The following is a 23109-nucleotide window of genomic DNA, read 5'->3' as shown; positions in this document are numbered from 1 at the left end:
ACGTAGGATGCATGAATCTTGAAGACGCTTGCTACAAATGCGAGCATTTCAACATTTCCTACGGGGCTCGGACTATGATTCCGGAGGTTTCAAAGGCGTTGCGGACACGATCCCCGGCACGGTGGATGCGGTCGCACGCCGACGTTCAGGCTCCGTTGGTCGTCTCCGACATAATCGCTCCGTCACCGGCTCGCGTGGAACTCGACGATGCAACGGACGCCGCGCCTGTTGCCCTTTCTCCGGGCGCGCCCAGCGCCGCCGATCTCCTGCAATCCTGGCTCGGGCTCTCGACGCTGCAGCGGCGGACGCTGGACGCCCTGATCGGAGAACTCGGCATCGCCTCTGACCATATGGAGAATAGCGTCGACGGCCTGACCGACCGTTTCGAGAATATCGCCGCGACGACGCGCGACCAGGCCGAGATCGTCCAAGGTCTCGTGGCCTCGATCCAAGCCATCGAGATCGACGGACGCACGGTTCTTCTGTCCGACGTGGCGTCCGGGCTCGGTGAAACGCTCGGCGCCCTGATGGACAAGGTGAGCCGGCTTTCTCAACAGGGGGCGCGACGGCGCGGGCCCTGGGCACGGTTCTCGACGAGATCGGTTCGATCGAGGGCAGCGTGATGCGGATCGAGGCGATCAATCGCCAGACGAATCTCCTTGCGCTGAACGCGAAGATCGAGGCGGCGCGGGCGGGCGATGCGGGCCGGGCCTTCGCGGTGGTGGCCGATGAGGTTCGCCTTCTGGCGCAGTCGATCAATACGCTGTCGACGACCATCAAGGAGCAGATCGGCTCCATTTCCGCGGGCCTGCGAACCAGCCATGGCCTGCTGCAGGATATCGCGACCGTCGACGTCTCGGACGAGAGCCGCACCGCCGAGCAGCGCGTCCAGACCGTCATGGGCACCCTCGTCTCTCAGAACGCACGCTTCGCCGGCGTGCTGCAGCAGACCGCCGAGACGACGAAATCGATCACGTCCGATGTCTCGGGCGCGATCGTCGCCATGCAGTTCCAGGATCTGACGAAGCAGCGCCTTCAGAACGGCGGGACCGTGCTTCGCGCGCTCGCGCTCGAACTGGCGCAGAGGGCCGACCGGACCCTCGAGCGTTTCCCCGCGATGGCGGACGCGAAGCCTGACGAGAGCTGGGCTGAGGCGATGATCGCGGCCTGCACGCTGGGCGAGATCAGGGAGCGTCTCCGGCGCCAGGTGCTGGCCGAGGGGGCGAACATGCCCGCCATTCCCACGAACACGGTCGAGAGCGAGTTCGGCGACATCGACCTGTTCTGATCGGCAAGCTCGCTCGAAACGACGCGTTGGCGGGCCCCGTGCGCCAGCGCGTTGTCTGCCATTTCTGGATCACGACCGCGACGGCGTCTTTGCGCGCGCAGCGAAGCCATCCAGGCAAGCGGGCCTTCTGAGATTTTGGCGGTTCCCTGGAGTGCCTCGCTTCGCTCGCAAAGACGACGGAGCGACGTGAGCCTAGCTCAACCAAAATTGGTCTAAGCGGCGATCAGCTTCCGGGCGCAGGCTATTACCACCTCAAGCCTCCGTCACGAGACGGCTTCTCCCCCCATCGTTCGCTTCATCAGTCTCGCGCGTGCCGTTCATCAGGCCGGAGCCTTCGGCTCCGAGCGGCGCTACTTGGGCTGTCGATCCTGTGATCCTGTCACGCAGGGATACCGGCAACCCATTATCCTGTAATACTTGTAAGTAATCAAAACAGCTCTTTATTGGGTTTACTTTAAATTAGTTTAGATCGGATACTATTCATAAAGAGCGGAAATCGTTGTAGCTCTGCATTGTTCAAATTTTACCCTGTTTTCTTAGCTATCAAAAAGCTTTTGGAACAGGGTGCGGACAGCGGGGCGGAAGACGGTGCCGTGTATCCGGGCGTGATGATCTTGCGCGTCCCAATTCGGTGCAGGCATGGCGACTATCAATCCTGTCGATGTATTCCGCACGGAAGCAGACGAACTTCTGGCCTGTCTTGAGACCACATTACTCGACCTCGGCGAGAAACCCCAGGACAAGACCCTGATCGATACGGCTTTTCGCGCCCTCCATACGATCAAGGGCTCGGGGGCGATGTTCGGTTTCGTGCGGGTGGCGGCCTTCACCCACGACTTCGAGACGGCCTTCGATCTCGTGCGTCAGGGCAAGGTGCCCGCGAGCCTCGACCTCGTGAACGTCGCCCTGTCCGCCAAGGATTACATTCGCCTCCTGATCGAAGACCCGGATGGCGCCGAGGCCATCTTCGGCCAAGCGATTCTCGATGAACTCGCACGTCTTGTGGGAAGCACGGCGGGTCATGGGAGTTCCGCCGCGCCATCGGCCGCGCCGATGCCGCCCTCGGAGCCGCTGGAAGCCCAGGCCCCTGCCCAAGGTGAGGCCGGCTGGCGGATCGACATCACCTTTGTTCCGGACATCCTCCGCCGCGGCACCAACCCGCTCGCCCTTCTCGATGACCTGAGGGATCTCGGTCCCTGCACCGTCGAAGCGCGGCTCGACGCCCTGCCCGATTTCGCTGCCCTCGATCCCGAGGCGCTGGCGATCGGCTGGATCGTGACCCTGCGGGGCCCGGTGACCAGAGAGGCGATCGAAGACGTCTTCCTGTTCGTTCAGGATGAGGTCACCCTGACATTCACGCCTCTCGGCGACGTGCTGGAAGCACCCGTGCCGGTGTCGGCGGCAGTAACGCCGCAGCAAGGCCAGCCGGTCGCGCCGCAGATCGAGGCCCCCGCGCCTCCCGCCGCCGCCGCGACGGAGCCGCGTGGAAGCGCGCGCCGCAGCGAAGAGCGTACCGCCAGCACCGTGCGCGTCGAAGCCGGGCGCCTCGATGAACTGATGGACCGGGTCGGTGAACTGGTGATCGCGCAGGCGCGCCTCAGCCAGCTCGCCGGGCTGCATGCCGATGGCGGAATCCAGATGATCTCAGAGGAGATCGAGCGGCTCTCCGCCCGCCTGCGCGACACCACGATGAGCATCCGCATGGTGCCCATCGGCACCCTGTTCGGCCGCTTCCGGCGCCTCGTCCACGACCTGTCGCGCGATCTCGGCAAGCCGGTGGATTTCGTCACGGAGGGTGAGGAGACCGAGCTCGACAAGACCATGATCGAGCGACTGGCCGATCCTCTGGTCCATCTGATCCGCAACGCCATCGATCACGGGATCGAGGATCCGGCCCGTCGCGCGGAGTCGGTGAAGGGCGCCACGGGCCGCATTGCCCTCACCGCCGAACATGTCGGGGCGCAGGTCATGGTCACGGTTCGTGACGACGGCGCCGGCCTCGACGCCGCTCGGATCCGCGCCAAGGCCGAGGAGAAGGGCCTCGTCGCACCGGGTACGGTGCTGAGCGACCATCAGATCTATCAGTTCCTGTTCGCGCCGGGCTTCTCCACCGCCGCGACGATCTCGGCCCTGTCCGGCCGCGGCGTCGGCATGGATGTCGTCAAGAAGACGATCGAGGCGATGCGGGGGTCGATCGACATCTCGACCCGGCCGGGAGCCGGCACGACGGTCGCCCTGCGGCTGCCGCTGACGCTGGCGATCATCGAAGGCCTTCTGATCCGCGTCGGTGAGGGCCGCTACGTCGTCCCGCTCTCGGCGGTCGAGGAATGCGTCGAGTTGCCGGAGGGCGATCGCGAAAGCCGTGGGCGGGACTTCCTGAACATCCGCGGGGCACTCGTGCCGTTCCTGCGGCTGCGGACCCTGTTCGACGCCGAGGGCGAGCCCGAGGAGCACCAGAAGGTGATCATCGTCTCGGTCGGCGACACCCGGATCGGGCTCGTGGCGGACCAGATCATCGGCAACCACCAGACGGTGATCAAGTCCCTGTCGAAGCTGCACGCGGATGTGGCGACCTTCTCCGGCGCGACGATCCTCGGCGACGGCACGGCCGCCCTCATCATCGACGTCGGGCGGCTCGTCACGGGCGGGCATGCGGAATTGCCGCGCGAGTTCCAGGAGGTGGCATGATGGCCGAGACGGCGGAAGACCTGCAGCACACGGGCGGCCTGCAGGTGGTGAAGGTGCGCATCGGGTCCGAGACCTTCGCGCTCGATGCCAACATCGTCCGGGAGATCATCGACCCGATCCCGGCGACCCGCGTGGCGGGGGCGCGGACGCATCTCGACCGGATCGTGAACGTGCGCGGCAACGTCGTGCCGCTGGCCGACATCCGCGAACGGTTCGGCATGGCACCGGTGGCGGCGACGCAGGATACCCGCTTCGTGGTGATCGAGGTCGGGATCGGGGGCGATCCTGTCGTGGTGGCCCTCGTCGCCGACAAGGTCTTCGAGGTGGCGGAAGTCGAGACCGGCACCGCGCAGCAGGTGCCGAAGGTCGGAACCTCCTGGCGGCCCGAATACGTCAAGTCGATCGTCAAGTGCGGGGATGAGTTCGTCATCCTTCCCAATGTCGAAACTATACTGAACTGATCAAGGCTGGGGAAATTCCATGCGCTTCTCAATCAAGACGAAGCTCGCTGGCGGCTTCGCGGCAGTCCTCGTTCTGGCTGGAGTGGCGGGCGGCGTCGGGTATCAAAGACTGATGTCGGCCGACGAGACAACGAAATTCATCGTCAGCCGGTCCGAGGTTCAGAACATCGTGCTCGATGCGAAGGCGCAGGCCATTCGGGGCGTCGGCAACGTCCGGGCCGCCGTGATCAGCACGGACGACGCCCAGATGGAGGAGTTCACCAAGCGGTCCGCCGACAATCGCGGCGCTGCGCTGGCAGCCTTGGCCAAGGCCAAGACGTATATCAGCACCGAGGAAGGCAAGCGGCTGCTGGAGGATCTCGCCGACAAGTACGAGAAGCAGCGGGCCATTGGCCTGAAGGTCATCGAGTTGACCAAGCAGAACTCGGTCGTGAAGACCTGGGCCGAGATCAACAATGTGGGGCGGCCGGCGGCCGCCGCATTGCGCACGGAACTCGATCTGCTGGCCAAGGGCCGTCCGGGCGAGCCGACCGCCGACGAACTCGCCAAGACCGTCATGGCCTTCCAGGTCCGCGTCGAGCGCGCGTGGGGACGCCTCGAATCGGCTACCGGCGCGACGAGCCTTGAGATCCTGGAGCAACGGGTCGGCTCGGCGAAGCAAGACCGGGACGATCTCGTCCGCGCCATGGACGACCTGCTGCGGGTGAGCCAAGCCCATGGGGTTTCGGGCGAAGCCGTCCGCCAGAAGTTCACGGCTTGGATGGCCTCGTTCCAGAAGGCCATGGCGATCGTCGAGACGGGGGCCGCCGTGAAGGCCGCCGATCTGGCCTCCGGCGAGTATGCGACCCTGAGCACGACCGCGATCAAGGCTTTCGACGCCCTCGTGGATTTCCAGAACCACCGCATGACCGAGGCCGTCGCCAAGGCGAAGGCCGATGCCGCCGAGGGCGAGACGATCCTGCTGGCCACGGTCTCCGCCGCGCTCCTGATCGGCCTCGGCATCGCCACCTGGCTCGCCCTCTCGATCTCCCGTGGCCTCGGCCGTGCCGTCAGCCTCGCCGACGCGGTGGCGGTGGGTGACCTGACCCAGGAGGCAAAAGTCACCTCGAACGACGAGTTGGGCGACCTGATCGGCGCCATGGGGCGCATGACCCAGAACTTGAACGCGACGGCGGCGCTGGCCGACAGCATCGCCCAGGGCGACCTGACGGTGGAGGCGAAGCCCCTTTCCGACAAGGACACGATGGGCCTCGCCCTGCAGACGATGCTGACCCGGCTGCGCGCCGTGGTGGCGGATGCCTCCGCGGCGGCGGCGAACGTGTCTGCGGGTAGCCAGGAGCTGTCGGCCTCGGCCGAGCAACTGTCGCAGGGCTCGACCGAGCAGGCAGCGTCCACCGAGGAAGCCTCGGCCTCGATGGAGGAGATGGCGTCCAACGTGAAGCAGAACGCGGAGAATGCGGGCCAGACCGAGACGATCGCCCGCCAATCCGCCAAGGATGCCGAGGCGAGCGGCGTGGCCGTGGGCCGGGCGGTCGAGGCGATGCAGACCATCGCCCAGAAGATCACCATCGTGCAGGAGATCGCCCGTCAGACCGACCTCCTGGCGCTCAACGCGGCCGTCGAGGCGGCACGGGCGGGCGAGCACGGCCGTGGCTTCGCGGTGGTGGCCTCGGAGGTGCGCAAGCTCGCCGAGCGGTCCCAGGCTGCGGCGGCCGAGATCGGCACGCTGTCGGTCGACACGGTGAAGGCCGCGCGTGAGGCGGGCGACATGCTGGGCCGCCTCGTGCCCGACATCAAGAAGACGGCGGCTCTGGTCGAGGAGATCTCGGCGGCCTGCCGCGAGCAGGATGTCGGCTCAGGCCAGATCAACCAGGCGATCCAGCAGCTCGACAAGGTGACCCAGCAGAACGCGTCGGCCTCGGAGCAGGTCTCGGCGACCTCGGAGGAGCTGGCGGCGCAGGCAGAGACCCTTCAGTCGACGATCGCCTACTTCCGGATCGACGGGGCGCAGGCGGTTCATGCCCGGGAGATCGACGGGGCGGTGACGCAGCTGCGCAGCACGGCGGCGCGGATGGCGGCCCCCTCCTCGGTGGTGAAGTCCCCGAGCGTGCGCGCGCCGGGCAAGCGGGCGGCGGCCCGGCCTGTTTCGCGGCCGATGGGTAGCTCCCTCGGCGGCGGCGGCTTCGCCCTCGACATGGGTGAGGGCGACGAGCGTGACGCGGACTTCTCCCGCGTCGCCTGAACGGGACGATGGCGATCCGCGTGCCTCCCGGCGCGCAGATCGCGGAGATCGGGCGGGCGCGTTGCCTTCTAAAAAGCTAACGCATCTGGCCGCAATCACATCAATAAAAAGTCCGGTCAAACGGATTTCAGCAATCAAAATCTAAGTTTGTACTTGGGGGTTTAAGGTACAATGCGCTTCACGATCAAATCAAAATTGGGAATCGCCTTCGGGTTGATCCTCGTGCTTCTCGGGGGCGCCGGCTATCTCGCCGTATCGAGCCTGAGCCAGTCCAATGACCGGATGCAGGCCTTCGCCGCCCGTCCGTTCACGCAGGTCCAGCGCGTGTTGCGCATCGAGGCGATGTCCTACGACGCCGCCCGGATGTTCGCCCGTTCGCTGCTGGAGCCCACGAATGCTGCCCGCGAAAAGCTGATGGCGGATTTCAAGGCGCACGACGCGAAGTTCCAGGCCATCCTCAAGGACTACACCGACGGCATCCCGGCGGACGAACGCAGCCGTGTCCAGGCCCTGCGTGACGACTGGGCCAAGCTCAGCGAGGCCACCACGAAGGGCCTGGAATTCGCTGTCCTGAACGGCAACAACACGGCCAACGGCATCGCGACCGGCGAACTGCCCACCGCCTTCGCGGCTGTGATGGCCCGCCTCGAGGACATCAAGGCCCGCTCCGACCTGTCGGTCGAGGATCGCGCCCTGCTCGCCGCCATCGAGATCAAGCTCGTCCGCCAGCGCGGTGAGATCTTCCGCGAGATCGTGATCACCGACGACGCCCTGCTCGCCAAGATCGGCGAGGAGTTCGGCGAGACGCAGAAGGCGCTCGGCCGCGATCTCGTCAAGCTCGTCGAGGCGGGCCGGGCCTCCGGCTTCGCCGAGGCCGCTACCGCTGTCGCCGCTGCGGTGAAGGTGTGGGAGCCCTCCGCGCAGAAGGTGTTCACCCTCGGCCTCGCCAATACAGATGCCAAGGCCCTGCGTTACTACATCGGGCCCTTCACCGATGCCCGCAAGGCGGTCATCGAGGACGTGACCCAGCTCCGCAACTACGAAGAGAAGGTTGCACAGAGCTTCGTGCATGAGACGCAGACCGCGTTCGAATCCACCCGCACGATCCTGCTCGGCGTCGTGGCAAGCGCGGTGATCATCGGCCTCGCCATGGCGATCTGGATCGCGATGTCGATCTCTCGCGGCCTGTCGAAGGCGGTGTCCTCCGCTCGCAACGTCGCCGCCGGCGATCTGACCCAGGATGTCGTCCCCACCGGGAACGACGAGGTGACCGACCTCCTCAAGGCGATCCAGGCGATGAACCTGAAGCTGCGGGATGTCGTCGGCCAGGTCATCTCGGCGGCGGGCAACGTGTCTGCGGGTAGCCAGGAGCTGTCGGCCTCGGCCGAGCAGTTGTCGCAGGGCTCGACCGAGCAGGCGGCATCCACCGAGGAAGCCTCGGCCTCGATGGAGGAGATGGCGTCCAACGTGAAGCAGAACGCGGAGAATGCGGGCCAGACCGAGACGATCGCCCGTCAATCCGCCAAGGATGCCGAGGCGAGCGGCGTGGCCGTGGGCCGGGCGGTCGAGGCGATGCAGACCATCGCCCAGAAGATCACCATCGTGCAGGAGATCGCCCGTCAGACCGACCTCCTGGCGCTCAACGCGGCCGTCGAGGCGGCACGGGCGGGCGAGCACGGCCGTGGCTTCGCGGTGGTGGCCTCGGAGGTGCGCAAGCTCGCCGAGCGGTCCCAGGCTGCGGCGGCCGAGATCGGCACGCTGTCGGTCGACACGGTGAAGGCCGCGCGTGAGGCGGGCGACATGCTGGGCCGCCTCGTGCCCGACATCAAGAAGACGGCGGCCCTGGTCGAGGAGATCTCGGCGGCCTGCCGCGAGCAGGATGTCGGCTCGGGCCAGATCAACCAGGCGATCCAGCAGCTCGACAAGGTGACCCAGCAGAACGCGTCGGCCTCGGAGCAGGTCTCGGCGACCTCGGAGGAGCTGGCGGCGCAGGCAGAGACCCTTCAGTCGACGATCGCCTACTTCCGGATCGACGGGGCGCAGGCGGTTCATGCCCGGGAGATCGACGGGGCGGTGACGCAGCTGCGCAGCACGGCGGCGCGGATGGCGGCGCCCTCCTCGGTGGTGAAGTCCCCGAGCGTGCGCGCGCCGGGCAAGCGGGCGGCGGCCCGGCCTGTTTCGCGGCCGATGGGCAGCTCCCTCGGCGGCGGCGGCTTCGCTCTCGACATGGGTGAGGGCGACGAGCGCGACGCGGACTTCTCCCGCGTCGCCTGAGCCGAGAGCCCTTTCCGGCCGGATACGGCTCTAACAGACACCGCGGGCGGCCACGCCGCCCGCGGGCCCGAGCAGCATAGACACCCTTCTCATCGACGCCGCCCCGGATCGTGGGCAGGCGGATGGCATACCGGAGCGCCAGGATGTCCAGCGTTTGGCAGTATCTGACACTCGGTCTCGGGCGCGAGACCTTCGGAATCGACATCGAGAACGTTCAGGAGATCCTCGATTATCGCGTGCCCGCGGCCCTGCCGCAGGCGCCGGCCTTCCTTGTCGGGATGATCGACGTGCGGGGCCAGAGCTATCCGGTGATCGACCTGCGGACCAAGCTCGGCTTGCCCCGGGAGGAGCCGACCACCGCGACCCGCATCATTCTCCTCAACGTCCCCATGCCCGACCGGACGCTGCGTGTCGGCTTCGTGGCCGACCGGGTCTTCGAGGTGACGGAACTCGACCGCGCCGAGATGGAGACCGCCCCCGAGGTCGGTGGGCGCTGGCGCTCGACCTACATCGCCGGCATCGGCCGCCGCGGCGACGCCTTCGTGGTGGTGTTCGACCTCGTCCGGCTGATGGCCGGTGACGAGCCTGCGCTCACGGGCTCGGCCCTGGCTGCCTGAAGGGTCGTCTCGCCGTGTCCATCCCCCTGCCGCAGCAGCAGTTGAGCGAGCGTCATTTCCGGTCGATCGCCGACGTCATCGAAGCCCGCGTCGGCATCCAGTTGCCCGCCAGCAAGCGCACGATGGTGGAGGGCCGCCTCCGCAAGCGTGTGCGCGCCCTCAGCCTCGAAACCCTGGACGATTACGGCCGCCATCTCTTCGATGAGGGGCGGCTCGCCGAGGAATTCGTGCATCTCGTCGATTGCGTGACGACCAACAAGACCGACTTTTTCCGGGAACCGGCGCATTTCGATCTGCTGCGCGACACGCTGGTACCGCACCTCTGCAAGCTGCCGGCGCATCGCAAGGATCGTCCGCTGCTCAAGATGTGGAGCGCGGCCTCGTCCAGCGGGGCGGAAGCTTACACCCTCGCCATGGTCCTGCAGGACATGATCGCGGAGGGGCATCGCTTCGATTTTGCGATCCTCGGTACCGATATCTCGACGGAGGTGCTCCGGATCGCGGCGGACGGAATCTATTCCGAGGACATGCTCGCGGCGATCCCGGCGGCCTATCGCCACCGCTATGTCATGATGGCGCGCGACCGGATCCGGCAGATCGGGCGGATCGTCCCGGAATTGCGGCGCCATGTGCATTTCCGCCATCTCAACCTGATGGACCAGCGCTACCCATTCGATCGCGACGTGGACGTCATCTTCTGCCGCAACGTGTTGATCTACTTCGACAAGCCGACGCAGCGCGCCGTACTAGGTCGGCTGGTCGGCCATCTCCGCCCTGGCGGGTATCTTGTCGTCGGCCATTCGGAATCGATGTCCGTGGCCGGCGTTCCAGATCTCACTCAAGTGACTTCGACTGTCTTTCGCCGCTGAGCGGCGGCGTGTTCTCATTCTTTCTTAGTCTCGATGGCCCTTTCTCTGATGGGCCTGAACATGTTCCGACGGCATTATTCGCTGGATTGCCCCATGACCGCGACCGATCCGATCCGCGTCCTCATCGTCGATGATTCCGCTTCCGTCCGGCAGACGCTCGGCCAGATCCTCGCGACGGCACCCGACATCACCGTGCTGGGTACCGCCGCCGATCCCTTCGTGGCGGCCCGGCGCATCCAGGAAGAGGTGCCCGATGTGATCATCCTGGATCTGGAGATGCCGCGCATGGACGGCCTCACCTTCCTGCGCAAGATCATGGCGCAGAAGCCGATCCCGGTGATCATCTGCTCGACGCTGACCGAGGCGGGCTCGCGCATGTTGTTCGAGGTGCTGGAGGCGGGCGCCGTCGATGTGCTGCCGAAGCCGCGGATCGATACGCGGCAGTTCCTCGTCGAATCCTCCGTGCGGGTCTGCGATGCCGTGCGGGCCGCCGCCCGCTCGCGCGTACGCCCCCGCCGCTCCGTCGAACGCAAGATTGAGGCGAAACTGACGGCCGACGCGATCCTTCCGCCGCCGGTGGCGCGCCGCCACATGACGGGAACCGAGCCGATCGTCTGCATCGGTGCCTCGACGGGGGCACCGAGGCGTTGCGCGACGTGCTGGAGATTCTGCCCGCCGAGTGCCCGGGAATCGTGATCGTGCAGCATATGCCCGAGCACTTCACCGCCGCCTTCGCTCGCCGCCTCGACACGCTGTGCGCCGTTTCCGTCAAGGAAGCGGAGGATGGCGATGCCGTCCTGCCCGGGCGCGCCCTCATCGCCCCCGGCGGCCACCACCTGCTGGTGCAGCGGCGGGGCGACGGCTACGTCGTCGCGGTCAAGGATGGCCCGCTGGTGTCGCGCCACCGCCCCTCCGTCGATGTGATGTTCCGTTCGGCTGCCCAAGCCGCAGGGGCAAACGCCCTCGGCATCATCATGACGGGCATGGGCGACGACGGTGCCAATGGCCTGCTCGAGATGCGCAGGGCGGGGGCTCAGACGGTGGCCCAGGACGAGGAGAGTTGTGTCGTCTTCGGGATGCCGAAGGAAGCCATCGAGCGCGGTGCCGCCGCCAGGGTCGTGCCCCTCGACCGGATCCATCAGGAGATCCTGCGCTTCGGCGCGGCTCAGACCCTCGGCAGGACGGCCTAGGCCGAGCGCCCTTCGTCAGAGGTCGAGGGGTAGGGCGTCCTGGTCCCACGCGACCATCGTGGGCCGGCTCGAACAGCATTAAGATATCGCCCGGAGTGGTCTTAGCCTGTACTCGATCTCCTGGCGTGAACTCTCGGCCTCAGCGCCCGAGGTCTGAGCCGGGGATAGACCAGGGCGCGTGTCCGCGCGGTCAGAGCCTCCAGCGTGGAGGCTACCAATCCCGAGGCTTCGCGCCATTTTTCCGGTATCGGGGTTCCGTCGGGGCCTCCCACGCCTGGTGAAAGGGTTTTGCCTTTGTCACAGTCGCGGCAACCGCTGCAATCCGACCACGCCGCCGCGACACCGCCGACGACCCTGCGCCGGGGCGTTGAACAGCTGTTCGAGACCGAACGGCGTCTCAACGCCGTGCTGAACAACGCGTCCGTCTCCATCTTCCTCATGGATGACCGCCAGCACTGCATCTACATGAACCGCGCCGCCGAGCAGCTGACCGGTTGGACGCTCGATGAGGTGCTCGCACGGGATTGTCCGCTGCACGACATCGTCCACCACACCTATCCCGACGGGCGACCTTTCCCGCTGGAGGAATGTGCCATCGATCGCGCGTTTCCCGAGAACAATCAGGAGCGCGGCGAAGAAGTGTTCGTCCATCGCGACGGAAGCTTCTTCCCGGTCGGCTTCACCGCCAGCCCGATCCGTGACGATGCCACCAACGTCATCGGCACCATCATCGAGGTGCGCGATATCAGTGAGGAGAAGGCCGCTGCCGAGCGTCAGCGCCTGCTGATCGATGAGTTGAACCACCGGGTGAAAAACACGCTCGCGACGGTGCAGTCCATCGCTGCCCAGACATTTCGCGGGACGACGGACAAAGCCATGCGCACCGTGTTCGACGCCCGCATGGTCGCCCTGTCGAATGCCCACAACGTCCTGGTCGAGGACAATTGGGAGAGCGCCAGCCTGCACAGCGTGATCGAGCGGGCGCTCGCCCCCCACTTCCTGGCGGAAGTCGATGGTCACCGCTTTCGGCTACAGGGACCGGACGCGCGGTTGCATCCCAAAGTCGCGGTGACGCTGGCCATGGCGCTGCACGAACTGATGACCAATGCCGCCAAGTACGGGTCGCTTTCGGTTCCTGAAGGCCGTGTCGTCGTCAATTGGACACTCAGCGACCTCAAGGACGGGCGACAGCAGTTGGATCTGACTTGGCAGGAGCAGGACGGCCCGCCGGTCAGCCCACCGACTCACAGGGGGTTCGGCTCCCGACTGATCGAACGGCAACTGCCGATGGAGTTCGACGGCCGGGCGGAGATCGATTACGCCGCTTCAGGTGTAGTGTGCACGTTGCAAGTTCCCATGACTCCCCTCGGCTGGGTTGGGCAGGCAATCCTGAAGGGTCCTGCCGCCTGATGAGCGTACTCGAAGGACGCCGGGTTTTGCTCGTCGAGGACGAGAGCCTCGTTGCCATGATGGTCGAGGACATGCTGCTCGACCTCGGCTGCGAGGTCGTCATGGCGATGCGCCTCGACAAGGCGTTGGCACTCGCCCGAACCGAGACCTTCGACGTCGCCGTGCTCGACGTGAACCTCGGCGAGGGACGCAGCTATCCGATCGCCGACATCCTGTTCGAGCGGTGCACGCCGTTCCTGTTCGCGACCGGATACGGCTTGAAGGGGTTAGAGACGGCCTATCGCGGCGTGCCGGTGCTTCAGAAGCCGTATCAGCCCGAGCCGCTGGAGCATCTGCTGCGTGGCCTTCTGACTGGCGAGATCGCCACTCACCAGGGTGCGACCTGTCTTCCGGGAGCCTGCAGGTGTCAGGGTGCCGAGACCAGCTCCCGCGAGTTCCGCGCCGACACCATTCGCTGACATGTCGCCGCTTCACGAGCGCTGGGTCCGCGCATGATCCAAGTGCGCCGAAAAGGCACACAGGCTCAAAGGCATACGAAAAGTCGAGCAGTATCCATAAGTATCAGTACCCCTGGTATTTTGAATTAAATCTTGATAACGTTCCGGGCCAAAAATTTTACTTTGCTTTCCATTGAATCGGTATAAAATACACGCCGTTCGCCCGGACTCTTTGTAAAGCCGCCGTTGTGCGGAAGGGCTGGGCGAGCATTCATGCGATGTCCTGCGTTCGTTGCGTTTGCGTCCAACTCTGATTTTGGAGTGCGCGCATGTTGCAGAATTCTATCTCCCATCGCCATGAGGACGGGTCTGTCCATTACACTCATTGTCATGGTGAGTACGATGCAGCCTTCGATCCCCGTGTACAGGCCTGTACCCCGGATGACGGGCGCAAGCAGCATGGAAAGCTGCGCGTGTTCGGGATTTCCCTCGGGCTTGCCACGACGGCATTCTGGGCCGTGATGCTGTTGTCGCCTCCTCTCACACAGGCGCACAACGAGCCGACGCGCCTCGCACCCTGCTTGGCAGCCGCCGCCGATGTCGCGCCTTGGTTTGAACGCGAGACAAGGCGCCGAGCCCATTTCACAATCGCGACGTTCGAGCATGGTGGCTTCAAGTCGATGTTGCTCGACTATGAGGCAGCCCATTGGCAATGCGCCGCCGGTCATGTCGAGGCGGCTGTCCAAAGCTATCGCGCGTTGGCCGAACGCGTGATGTCCTTGACAGATCATGACGAGCCGGACGCGCATTGAGCTTTGATCGGTCGGGCCGCTTCGGCAGAGGACAATCAACCGAAAGCAATGACCTGGCGCAGGTGCTGCGATCCAGAGATTAGAAAAAGGGTTTAGCCGACAGGGAGGGGGCCGTGTCAGATTTGGAGAAAGCTGACAGGTATCGCCAGGAGGCGGGCCATATCGTTGCTCGTGGGGAAGAAATCGTTCTGACTTTGAAGAAAGAGGGAGCCTGCGAAGGCCATGTCCTGATGGCGTCGCAAATTCTTTCAGCCTTGAGGCGCCTTGACCGGCTGATTGAAGAGCATGGGAAGCGCGTGGCCGCGTCGCAATTGCCGGACGTCGATGGCCAGAGCATCGCGACGTATCGGAGTTGGTGGTCTGTCATAAAATGGCCGTCGAGGAACAGGGCGAGGCTGTTCGAGGCCAACATCTCGTTGTCCGACCACGGGGCTTGATGCGGTCTTCCCGCGCGCGCCATCACGACGCGGGCAGTCCGTCGCGCGACGGGGCCTCAGCACGCGGGCTTGCTCATTCAGACATTGTCAGCGGCCTCACTCAGGCGCTAGGCCGTACAGGCACATCCTCACGCCGAAGGGCCGTCTTCCGGCTCCCGGTCTCCCTGGCCTCATCCCCCATCTCGATATGCTGCGCGCGGCCTTCGACTGGTTCTTCCGCGATCGCACCAGCGGACGCGTCGTCATCGGCCAATGGCCGAACCCGCCGCTCTGGCTCTTCGGCCTGCTGCAGGCCGTGGCCTGGATCGCCGGGGAGGCGAACGCGATCGGGCGCTGGGCGGCCGTAGCCTCCTGGATCGCCCTCGCCGTCTGGGCGGGCGATGAGGTGCTCCGCGGGGTCAATCCATGGCGGCGCTGTCTGGGCAGCGCGGTGCTGATCGGGATGGTCGTCCGGCTGATCGTCTGACCGCGTGTGGGGAATGAGGCCCGCTTCTCCCCGAAGCTATCGCGGACATCCGTAGGCCGAGCCCTATCTCTGATGTAAGGACCTGCAGGACGCAGGCTCGACGGGAGGCGGAGATTTCGGACGACGGTTGGGCAACGGTCCTCGGGTTGTTGAGCGTCCTTGTTCTCGTTCTCGCCAACGGCTTCTTCGTGGCCGCCGAGTTCGCTCTGGTGGCGATCCGCAGAAGTCGGGTCGCCGAACTCGTTTCCGAGCGGCGTGTCAACGCGAAGGCCCTTCTCTGGGCGACCGACCACCTCGACGCTCACCTCGCGGCGACCCAACTGGGTATCACCATCTCGTCCCTGGCCCTGGGCTGGATCGGCGAGCCCGCCCTTGCCCGGCTGATCGAGCCCGTCATGGCTTGGCTGCCCGATACGGTCTCGACCGCGGCGGCGCATTCGGTCGCGGTAGTGTTCTCCTTCATGATCATCACCGCCCTGCACATCGTGCTGGGCGAACTGGCCCCGAAGAGCCTCGCGCTCCAGCGCAGCGAGCGGACGGCTCTGGCCGTCATCCGGCCGCTCAGCCTGTTCCTGCTGGTGTTTCGCCCGGCCATCTCGTTCCTTAACGGCCTCGGCAACGGCGTCCTGCGCCTCTGCGGCCTCCAACCCGGCCACGGCGAGGGCGGTCACCATTCGACAGCGGAACTGAACCTCCTGGTCGAGGCGAGCCGCGAGGCGGGCCTCATCCGGGAGGCGCAGCAGGAGGCTGTCGAGCGCATCTTCAAGCTGAGCGACCGCCGGGTTCGCGAGATCATGACGCCGCGCCACGAGGTCGAATGGATCGATCTCGATGAACCGCAGGACGTCATGCTGAAGGCTGTTCGCGCGTGCAGCCACGCCCATGTCGTCGTGAGCCGGGGTGGCATCGACGAGGTCGTCGGCGTGCTGCGCAAGCAGGACCTCCTCCACCAGATCCTTGATGGGCAGGAACCCGATATCGAGGCGGCCATGCAGCCGCCGAACGTGATCCACGAGGCGCTGACGGTCCTTGCCGCGCTGGAAAACTTTCAGCGGCATCCGGTGCAGTTGGCCGTGATCGTGGACGAGTATGGCAGCCTGGAAGGCCTCGTCACCCAGACGGACCTGCTCGAGGCGATCGCGGGCGACATCCCCGAGCCTGGGGAAGACCCGGCCGTGGTCGAGCGCGAAGACGGTTCGCTGCTGATCGACGGCATGATGCCGGCGGAGGAAGCCTTCGAGCGCTTGGCCTTCGTCGACCCGCCGCCCATGGACGACTACGCGACGCTGGCTGGGTTCGTCATCTTCCGGCTGGGGCGCATCCCCGCGACGGGAGACGCCATCGCGGCCGAAAGCTGGCGTCTCGAAGTGGTCGATATGGATGGCCGTCGCGTCGACAAGATCCTCGCGACGCGTTTGCCGGAAAGCGCACCGGCTTAGCCCTGGCGCATTGCATTTTGAATTCGCAAGGCCGAAGCTTCCCCGGCAACGCCCCATTGAAGGGCGGGCCGGAGGAGACGGTATCCATGAGCACACGGCGCGATTTCCTGCACCTCACCGCCGCCGCAACGGCGCTCGGTGCCTTGCCCGCAGCGGCGCAGGCGCCCGCCGCCGAGCCCGGAACGCCCATCCCGCCCCAGGGTGATGCCAAGGGGAGCCAGACGCTGCGCCTCGTCACCTTCGCCCCGGACAAGGCCGGCACCCCGCGCCTCGGCGCGGTGCGGGCGGACGGGCGCGTAATCGACCTGTCGAAGGCCGGTCTGCCGGGCGTCGATGCGACGGGAATGGTCTCGCTCATCGCGGCGGGGCCGAAGGCCCTCGAGGCCGCGAGGCGCGCCGCCGCCTCGGGCGATGGACCCCAGGTCGAGACGGTGCATCTTCTGGCGCCGATCCCGGCGCCGACGCGCAACATCTATGCGGTGGGCTGGAATTACCTCGAACACTTCGCCGAAGGTCAGGCGACCAGTCTCGCCAAGACCGAATACCCGGCCCACCCGGTATTCTTCACCAAGGGGGTGAACACGATCAACGGCCCCTACGACCCGATTCCCTATGACACCGCGGTCTCGACGCAGATCGATTGGGAGGCGGAACTCGCGGTGGTCGTCGGCAAAGGCGGCCGCAACATCCAGGAAGCCGACGCCCTCGACCATGTGTTCGGCTACAGCGTCATGAACGACACCACGGCCCGCGACATGCAGCGTACCCTGCACGGCGGCCAGTGGTTCAAGGGCAAGAGCCTCGACGGGCACGGGCCGTTCGGCCCCTGGATTGTTCCGGCCTCGGATATCGACCCGTCGGATCTGCGCCTGTTGCTGCGGGTCAACGGTGTGGTGAAGCAGGACGCCTCCACCAAGCAGATGTACTTCAAGGTCGCGCGGATCATTTCGGAACTGTCGCGCGGTCTTACCCTGATGCCGGGCGACATCATCGCAACCGGCACGCCTCCCGGCGTCGGCTTCGCCCGCAAGCCGCCGGAATTCCTGAAGCCCGGCGACGTGATGGAGACCGAGATCGTCGGCCTCGGCACCCTCCGCAACGTCATCCAAGCCGTTCCGGCCTGAGACGCTGCGAGAGCCGTCGCCCCAGGCTGCTACGATCGTCAAACCTCTCATCGCGACAAAATGCGACAGGTCGAACCTGCCTGAAAAAATGTCGAACCGAGGCAGCCGGAAGACGATCTTAAGGTGAGCATACTACCGTAAACGAGAAGTCATCTTACAATTTCTGGTTGAAACATGTTGGCGGTGGTGGGATGTTTCCTTGGCGAGCACGACCTTTGGTTGGTCGCGCTCGCCGCCATCATCTGCACGCTGGCTTCTGCTGCGTGCATGGCCCTGCTCCATCACGCCCGTCGTAGCCCCGAGGCGTGGCAATGGACCTGGATCGCCGTCGCTGCGGTGGCGGGTGGATCCGGGATCTGGGCGACGCACTTCATCGCCATGCTGGCCTTCGAACCGGGCCTGCCGACGGGCTATGCGATCCGCCTGACGATCCTGTCTCTCGCCTATGCGATCGCCCTCACCGGGGCCGGACTCGCGGTCGCCCTGTGGCGGGCGCTGCCGGTGGCGCCCGTGATCGGCGGCCTGATCCTCGGCGGTGGCATCGCGGCGATGCATTACACCGGGATGGCAGCCTTCGAGGTGCCGGGCCATCTCAGATGGGACCCCACCCTCGTGGCGGCGTCCCTCGTCCTCGGCGGGGTGCTCGCCGCCGCCGGCCTCCAGATCGGGCTCGCGTGCGAGGGGCTGGCCGGGCGGGTCGTCGGGGCGCTGCTGATCCTGGCTGCGATCTGCAGCCACCATTTCACGGCCATGGGCGCGGTCACCATCGTGCCGGACCCGTCCGTCGCCATCACCGACAGCGCCCTTCCGACGCGCTGGATCGGCGTCGGCGTCGCGCTCGCCAGCGTCGCGATCCTGCTCATGGCCGGCGCGGCGCTGATGCTCGATCTGCGTGAGCGCCGCCAAGCCTCCCTGGCGCGGGAGCGCCTGAACAGCCTTGCCAACGCCGCCGTCGAGGGATTGCTGGTGTGCCGGGGCGAGACCATCGTCAATGGCAATGACAGCTTCGGCTCCCTCGTCGGCCTGTCCGCGTCGGATCTCGGCGGCGTGCCGCTAGCGCGCTTCCTGCCCGGCGCCGAGGCCCGGCTGGCCCTGGCCGGGCAACCGGAACAGCCCATCGAGGCCGAGCTGCGGGGGGCGGAGGGTGAGACAATCCCTGTGGAGTTGATCGTCCGCCCGGTTACCTATGGCCAGACGCCCCATTACGCCGTCGCGGTGCGCGACCTTCGCGCCCGGCGCAAGGCGGAGGGGCAGATCCACTTCCTCGCCCACCACGACGCGCTCACGGGTCTCGCCAACCGTGCGAGCTTCACCCTGCGGCTGGAACGGGAGATGAAGCTCGCCGCGGCGACCGGGGGCAGGCTCGCGGTCCTGTGCCTCGACCTCGACCGCTTCAAGGAGGTCAACGACCTGTTCGGCCATGCGGCGGGTGATGCGCTCCTCGTCACCGTGGCCCGTTCGATCACTGCGCTCCTCGGTGAGAACCAGTTGATGGCTCGCCTCGGCGGCGATGAGTTCGCGATCCTCATGCCCTGCGATCATGCCGTGGCGGCGGGCCGTCTTGCGGAGACGGTGCTCGACGCCCTGCGGGCCGAGAACCTCGACATGGCCGGGCCCACCATCGGCACCAGCATCGGCATCGCGATCTATCCGGACAATGCCGACGAGCGCACACTCCTCTTGAGCTACGCCGACACCGCCCTCTACCGGGCGAAGTCGGAGGGACGCGGCCGGTATCGCTTCTTCGAGGCCACGATGGGCGCGCAGGTGCGCGACCGGCGGCTCCTCGAACATGACCTGCGCCATGCCGTGGCGCGGGGCGAACTGCATCTGGTCTATCAACCACAGAGCGACGTCGCCTCCGGTGAGGTCTTCGGCTTCGAGGTGCTGCTGCGCTGGCGGCATCCCACGCGCGGGCTGGTTTCGCCCGCGATCTTCATTCCCATCGCGGAGGAGAGCGGCCTCATCCTGCCCATCGGCGAATGGGTGCTGCGCGAAGCCTGCCGCGAGGCGGCGAACTGGACCAACCCGCTGACCGTCGCGGTCAACGTCTCGGGCGTGCAGATCCACGCGCCGAACCTCGTGCCGCTGATCCAGGAAGTCCTGCGCGAGACCGGCTTGGCGCCCGAGCGTCTGGAGATCGAGGTGACGGAAACGGCCCTGATCCGCGAGCCCGCCCGTGCCCAGGTCACGCTGCGCCAATTGAAGGCCCTCGGCGTGCGCATCGCCATGGACGATTTCGGCACGGGCTACTCGTCGCTGTCGAACCTGCGCGCCTATCCGTTCGACAAGATCAAGATCGATGGGTCGTTCATCCGCACCGTGGACACGAACGAGCAGACGGCGGCCATCGTCCGCTCGGTGCTCGGTCTCGGGCGGGGCCTCGGGATGCCGGTCCTGGCGGAGGGCGTCGAGACGGCGGAGGAACTGAATTTCCTCCTGGGCGAGAACTGCGCGGCGGCACAGGGCTTCCTGATGGGCCGCCCCGGCGACATTTCCGGCTTCGCCCACCTCACCCACCCGGCGAAGGGGAGTGTTCTCGCGGCTTGACGGACGGGCCGGGGAAATTGACGCGGGCGCGGGCCGAGCCTACGCCCGGGGCTTCCAGCCCACCTCGCGAAGGACCGAGCGATGATCGTCGAAATGCGCGTCTACTACTGCGCCCCGACCCGGCTTCCCGCCCTGCTCGACCGGTTCCGCACCATCACGATGGGCTTCTTCGAGAAATACGGGATCGAGCAGATCGGCTTCTTCACGACGCTGGTCGGGCCGGACAACCATGCCCTGACCTACTTCCTGAAGTGGGACAGCCTCGCCGACCGCGAGGCCAAGTGGAACGCCTTCCAGGCCGATCCCGAATGGACCGCCAAGCGCGCCGAGACCGAGAAGGACAAGCCCATCGTGGCGCGGATCGAGAACAGCTTCCTCGCCCCGACGGACTTCTCTACGCTGCGCTGACCGGCCCTCAGGGGCTCGTCAGTTCGAGTTGCGGCGCGATCACCCGGTCACCGTCCGAATGGACGGTGACGGGAATGGTCTTGGCAGCGGGGGTCTTGCTGCCGGTGGCGTAGTGCCAGAGCGGCATCAGCACGTTGCATTCCGGGTAATACCCGCCGATGCAGCCGACCGGGATGTCGTAGGCGATGACCAGCATCCCGGACAGGCTCCGGTCCACCCCGTCATCCGCGACTGTCCTGAGCGTCACCGCCTGACCGACCTTCAGCCCCAGACGGTCGATGTCCGAGCGGTTCATCAGCACGACCTTGCGCGTGCCCTTCACCCCCGGAAGCGGTCGTCGTAGCCGTAGACCGTGGTGTTGAACTGGTCGTTCGAACGCAGCGTCATCAGGCGCAGGGCGTCGTGGCCCAGCGTCGGCATGTCGAGGTCTTCCTCAAGGGCCTCGGGGGTGATGAAATTGGCCCGTCCGGTCTTGGTGTGCCACTCGCGCTTGCAGGCGGGGAGCGCCCGCTGGAACCCGCCGGGCTCCCACATCCGGCGCTCGTAATCCCAGAACGACTCGGGCAGCGTGGCCTCGACCTCCTTGCGGATCTCGGCGTAATCCTCGGCATAGGCGTCCCAGCGCACCTTCGGGTTGTGGTCCAGGGTGCGCTGAGCCAACTCGCAGATCAGCCTGATCTCGCTGATGAGATGCGGCGAGGCGGGCCGCCGCAGGCCGCGATTGCCGTGGATGCAGGCCGAGGTATCCTCCATCGAGAGCACCTGCTGACCCTTGCTCGTCTCGTCGATCTCAAGGCGGCTGATCACCGGCAGGATGTAGCTGATCTCCCCCGGCAGCAGCGCCGAGCGGTTGAGCTTGGTGATGACGTTGACGGTCAGGCGAATACGCCGCCATGCGGGTTCCATCCGCCCGTGGTCGGGGATGGCGCGGACGAAGTTGCCGCCGAGCATGACGAAGGCGCGGACATCGCCCTTCAGCACCGCCTCGCAGGCATCCACCGTGCTGAAGCCCTCCTTGCGCGGCGGCTCGAAGCCGAATTGCTCGCCGAGCCGGTCGAGATCGAACAGTTCCGGCTTCTCGGTGATGCCCATGGTCCGCTGGCCCTGGACGTTGGAATGGCCGCGGATCGGGCAGATGCCCGCTCCCTGGCGGCCGATATTGCCGCGCATGAGCAGCAGGTTGACGAGCATCTGCACCGTCTCGACCCCCGCCCGGTGCTGGGTGAGCCCCATCCCGTAGACGCCGATCACCTTGTGCGAGCGGCAATAGACATGGGCCGTCGCCTCCATGTCTGCCCGGTGCAGGCCGGAGCGGCGCTCCAACTCGTCCCAGTCGAGCCCCCGGAGCCATTCCGCGTAGGTTTCGAAGCCGTGGGTGTGGTCGCGGATGAAGGCCTCGTCGAGGACAGCGGGGCCGCCCGCGGCCACCGACTCGTCATGGGCGGCGAGCACCGATTTGCAGATCCCGGCGAGCGCCGCAAGGTCGCCGCCCGCCTTGACCTGATGGTATTGCGAGCTCGATCCGCGTCTCCTTGCGAGACAGCATCTCGGTGGGGGATTGCGGGTTGAGGAAGCGTTCGAGTCCGCGCTCGCGCAGCGGATTGTAGGTGATGATCGGGACACCCCGCTCGCTCGCCTCCTGCAGCGGGTGGAGCATGCGCGGCGCGTTGCTGCCGGGGTTCTGGCCGAAGAACATGATGCAGTCGGACAGGCCGAAATCGTCCAGCGTCACCGACCCGACCGGCTGGCCGATGCTGATCGGCAGGGCCACGGAGGTGGTCTCGTGGCACATGTTGGACGAGTCGGGGAGGTTGTTGTTGCCGTAGAGCCGGGCGAACAACTGATAGAGGTAGCTCGCCTCGTTGGAGAGCCGGCCCGACGAGTAGAACACCGTGCCCTGCTCACGATCCTCCACCGCGCGCAATTCGCGGGCGATCTCCTCCACCGCATGGCCCCAGGAGACCGGGACGTACTTGTCGCTCGCCGCGTCGTAGCGCAGCGGGTGGGTGAGGCGGCCGGTCTGTTCGAGGTGGTAATCGTCCCAGCCGAGCAGTTCCGTCACCGAATGCTCCGCGAAGAAGGCGGGGGTGCAGCGATGCGCCGTCAGTTCCCAGGCCACCGCCTTCACGCCGTTCTCGCAGAACTCGAAGGGCAGGGGGCTCGCGGGCTTCACCCAGGCGCAGCTATTGCACTGATAGCCATCGACCTTGTTGTGCCGGGTGAGGGCGGCGGGCACGCTCGCCAGCACCCCCTCGCGCCGCAGGATGTTGGCGACCGACCGGGCCGAGCCCCAGCCTCCGGCGGGAAGGCGATAGGGCTTGAATTGGGGCTTCTCCAAGGGGAGTCTCCGCTCGTCGTGAGGATACATCGGCCCGGTCGCCGCGTTTCAGGAGAACC

General features: G+C 66.2%; 17 protein-coding genes and 2 pseudogenes. 18 read left to right on the top strand and 1 reads right to left on the bottom strand.

All coding sequences use genetic code 11. The features are described from left to right. Positions 1 to 194: 194 nt before the first annotated feature. From ACFQE0_RS05315 to ACFQE0_RS05230, 18 genes and pseudogenes are all read left to right on the top strand, one after another. Entirely contained in the window at positions 195 to 623 is a 429-nt protein-coding gene (locus ACFQE0_RS05315) for a hypothetical protein (protein WP_378967769.1), read from the top strand. Next, the gene (locus ACFQE0_RS05310) at positions 623 to 1288 is read left to right on the top strand and encodes a methyl-accepting chemotaxis protein (RefSeq protein ID WP_378975289.1); all 666 of its coding nucleotides are present in this window, start codon (positions 623 to 625) and stop codon (positions 1286 to 1288) included. The genes ACFQE0_RS05315 and ACFQE0_RS05310 overlap by 1 nt, the downstream gene beginning before the upstream one ends. 639 nt (positions 1289 to 1927) lie before the next feature. Further along, positions 1928 to 3976 carry a chemotaxis protein CheA gene (locus ACFQE0_RS05305; protein ID WP_378967767.1) on the top strand — a complete coding sequence of 683 codons (2049 nt, stop codon included), beginning with the start codon at positions 1928 to 1930 and terminating at the stop codon, positions 3974 to 3976. Then, positions 3973 to 4437, top strand: a complete 465-nt coding sequence (locus ACFQE0_RS05300) for a chemotaxis protein CheW (RefSeq protein WP_378967765.1) — start codon at positions 3973 to 3975, stop codon at positions 4435 to 4437. The genes ACFQE0_RS05305 and ACFQE0_RS05300 overlap by 4 nt, the downstream gene beginning before the upstream one ends. A gap of 19 nt (positions 4438 to 4456) precedes the next feature. Then, positions 4457 to 6679 (top strand): HAMP domain-containing methyl-accepting chemotaxis protein, encoded by a 2223-nt coding sequence (locus tag ACFQE0_RS05295; protein ID WP_378967763.1) that lies wholly within the window; start codon positions 4457 to 4459, stop codon positions 6677 to 6679. 171 nt (positions 6680 to 6850) lie between these two features. Next, complete coding sequence (locus tag ACFQE0_RS05290) at positions 6851 to 8953, top strand: HAMP domain-containing methyl-accepting chemotaxis protein (RefSeq protein ID WP_378967760.1); 2103 nt, start codon at positions 6851 to 6853, stop codon at positions 8951 to 8953. A 143-nt stretch (positions 8954 to 9096) separates the two neighbouring features. Next, positions 9097 to 9570, top strand: coding sequence for a chemotaxis protein CheW (locus ACFQE0_RS05285; RefSeq protein ID WP_378967758.1), 474 nt, complete (start codon positions 9097 to 9099; stop codon positions 9568 to 9570). 14 nt (positions 9571 to 9584) lie between these two features. Next, complete coding sequence (locus tag ACFQE0_RS05280) at positions 9585 to 10439, top strand: CheR family methyltransferase (RefSeq protein WP_378967756.1); 855 nt, start codon at positions 9585 to 9587, stop codon at positions 10437 to 10439. Positions 10440 to 10532: 93 nt separating this feature from the next. Then, positions 10533 to 11629 (top strand): annotated as a pseudogene (locus ACFQE0_RS05275) (protein-glutamate methylesterase/protein-glutamine glutaminase). 294 nt (positions 11630 to 11923) lie between these two features. Continuing rightward, positions 11924 to 13039: a sensor histidine kinase gene (locus ACFQE0_RS05270; RefSeq protein ID WP_378975287.1), complete on the top strand. Its 1116-nt coding sequence runs from the start codon at positions 11924 to 11926 to the stop codon at positions 13037 to 13039. Continuing rightward, entirely contained in the window at positions 13039 to 13497 is a 459-nt protein-coding gene (locus ACFQE0_RS05265) for a response regulator (protein ID WP_378967753.1), read from the top strand. Before ACFQE0_RS05270 ends, ACFQE0_RS05265 begins: the two co-directional genes overlap by 1 nt. 308 nt (positions 13498 to 13805) lie before the next feature. After that, positions 13806 to 14288, top strand: a complete 483-nt coding sequence (locus ACFQE0_RS05260; protein WP_378967751.1) for a hypothetical protein — start codon at positions 13806 to 13808, stop codon at positions 14286 to 14288. Positions 14289 to 14401: 113 nt separating this feature from the next. Next, positions 14402 to 14725 (top strand): hypothetical protein, encoded by a 324-nt coding sequence (locus ACFQE0_RS05255; RefSeq protein WP_378967749.1) that lies wholly within the window; start codon positions 14402 to 14404, stop codon positions 14723 to 14725. A 190-nt stretch (positions 14726 to 14915) separates the two neighbouring features. After that, on the top strand, positions 14916 to 15191 hold the full coding sequence (locus ACFQE0_RS05250; protein ID WP_378975285.1) for a hypothetical protein: 276 nt from the start codon (positions 14916 to 14918) through the stop codon (positions 15189 to 15191). 146 nt (positions 15192 to 15337) lie between these two features. Beyond that, entirely contained in the window at positions 15338 to 16630 is a 1293-nt protein-coding gene (locus ACFQE0_RS05245) for a hemolysin family protein (RefSeq protein WP_378967747.1), read from the top strand. 86 nt (positions 16631 to 16716) lie between these two features. Beyond that, positions 16717 to 17754: a fumarylacetoacetate hydrolase family protein gene (locus ACFQE0_RS05240; protein WP_378967744.1), complete on the top strand. Its 1038-nt coding sequence runs from the start codon at positions 16717 to 16719 to the stop codon at positions 17752 to 17754. Between the two features lie 174 nt (positions 17755 to 17928). Next, positions 17929 to 20304 carry a bifunctional diguanylate cyclase/phosphodiesterase gene (locus ACFQE0_RS05235; RefSeq protein ID WP_378967742.1) on the top strand — a complete coding sequence of 792 codons (2376 nt, stop codon included), beginning with the start codon at positions 17929 to 17931 and terminating at the stop codon, positions 20302 to 20304. An 81-nt stretch (positions 20305 to 20385) separates the two neighbouring features. Beyond that, positions 20386 to 20712: an NIPSNAP family protein gene (locus ACFQE0_RS05230; protein ID WP_378967740.1), complete on the top strand. Its 327-nt coding sequence runs from the start codon at positions 20386 to 20388 to the stop codon at positions 20710 to 20712. Positions 20713 to 20719: 7 nt separating this feature from the next. On the opposite strand, the pseudogene ACFQE0_RS05225 reads toward ACFQE0_RS05230, so the two are convergent. Continuing rightward, positions 20720 to 23080 (bottom strand): annotated as a pseudogene (locus ACFQE0_RS05225) (FdhF/YdeP family oxidoreductase). Positions 23081 to 23109: the final 29 nt, after the last annotated feature.

Source organism: Methylobacterium komagatae (assembly GCF_042661665.1).
Classification (GTDB): Bacteria; Pseudomonadota; Alphaproteobacteria; order Rhizobiales; family Beijerinckiaceae; genus Methylobacterium; species Methylobacterium komagatae.
This window is presented reverse-complemented; position numbering and strand designations above follow the sequence as displayed.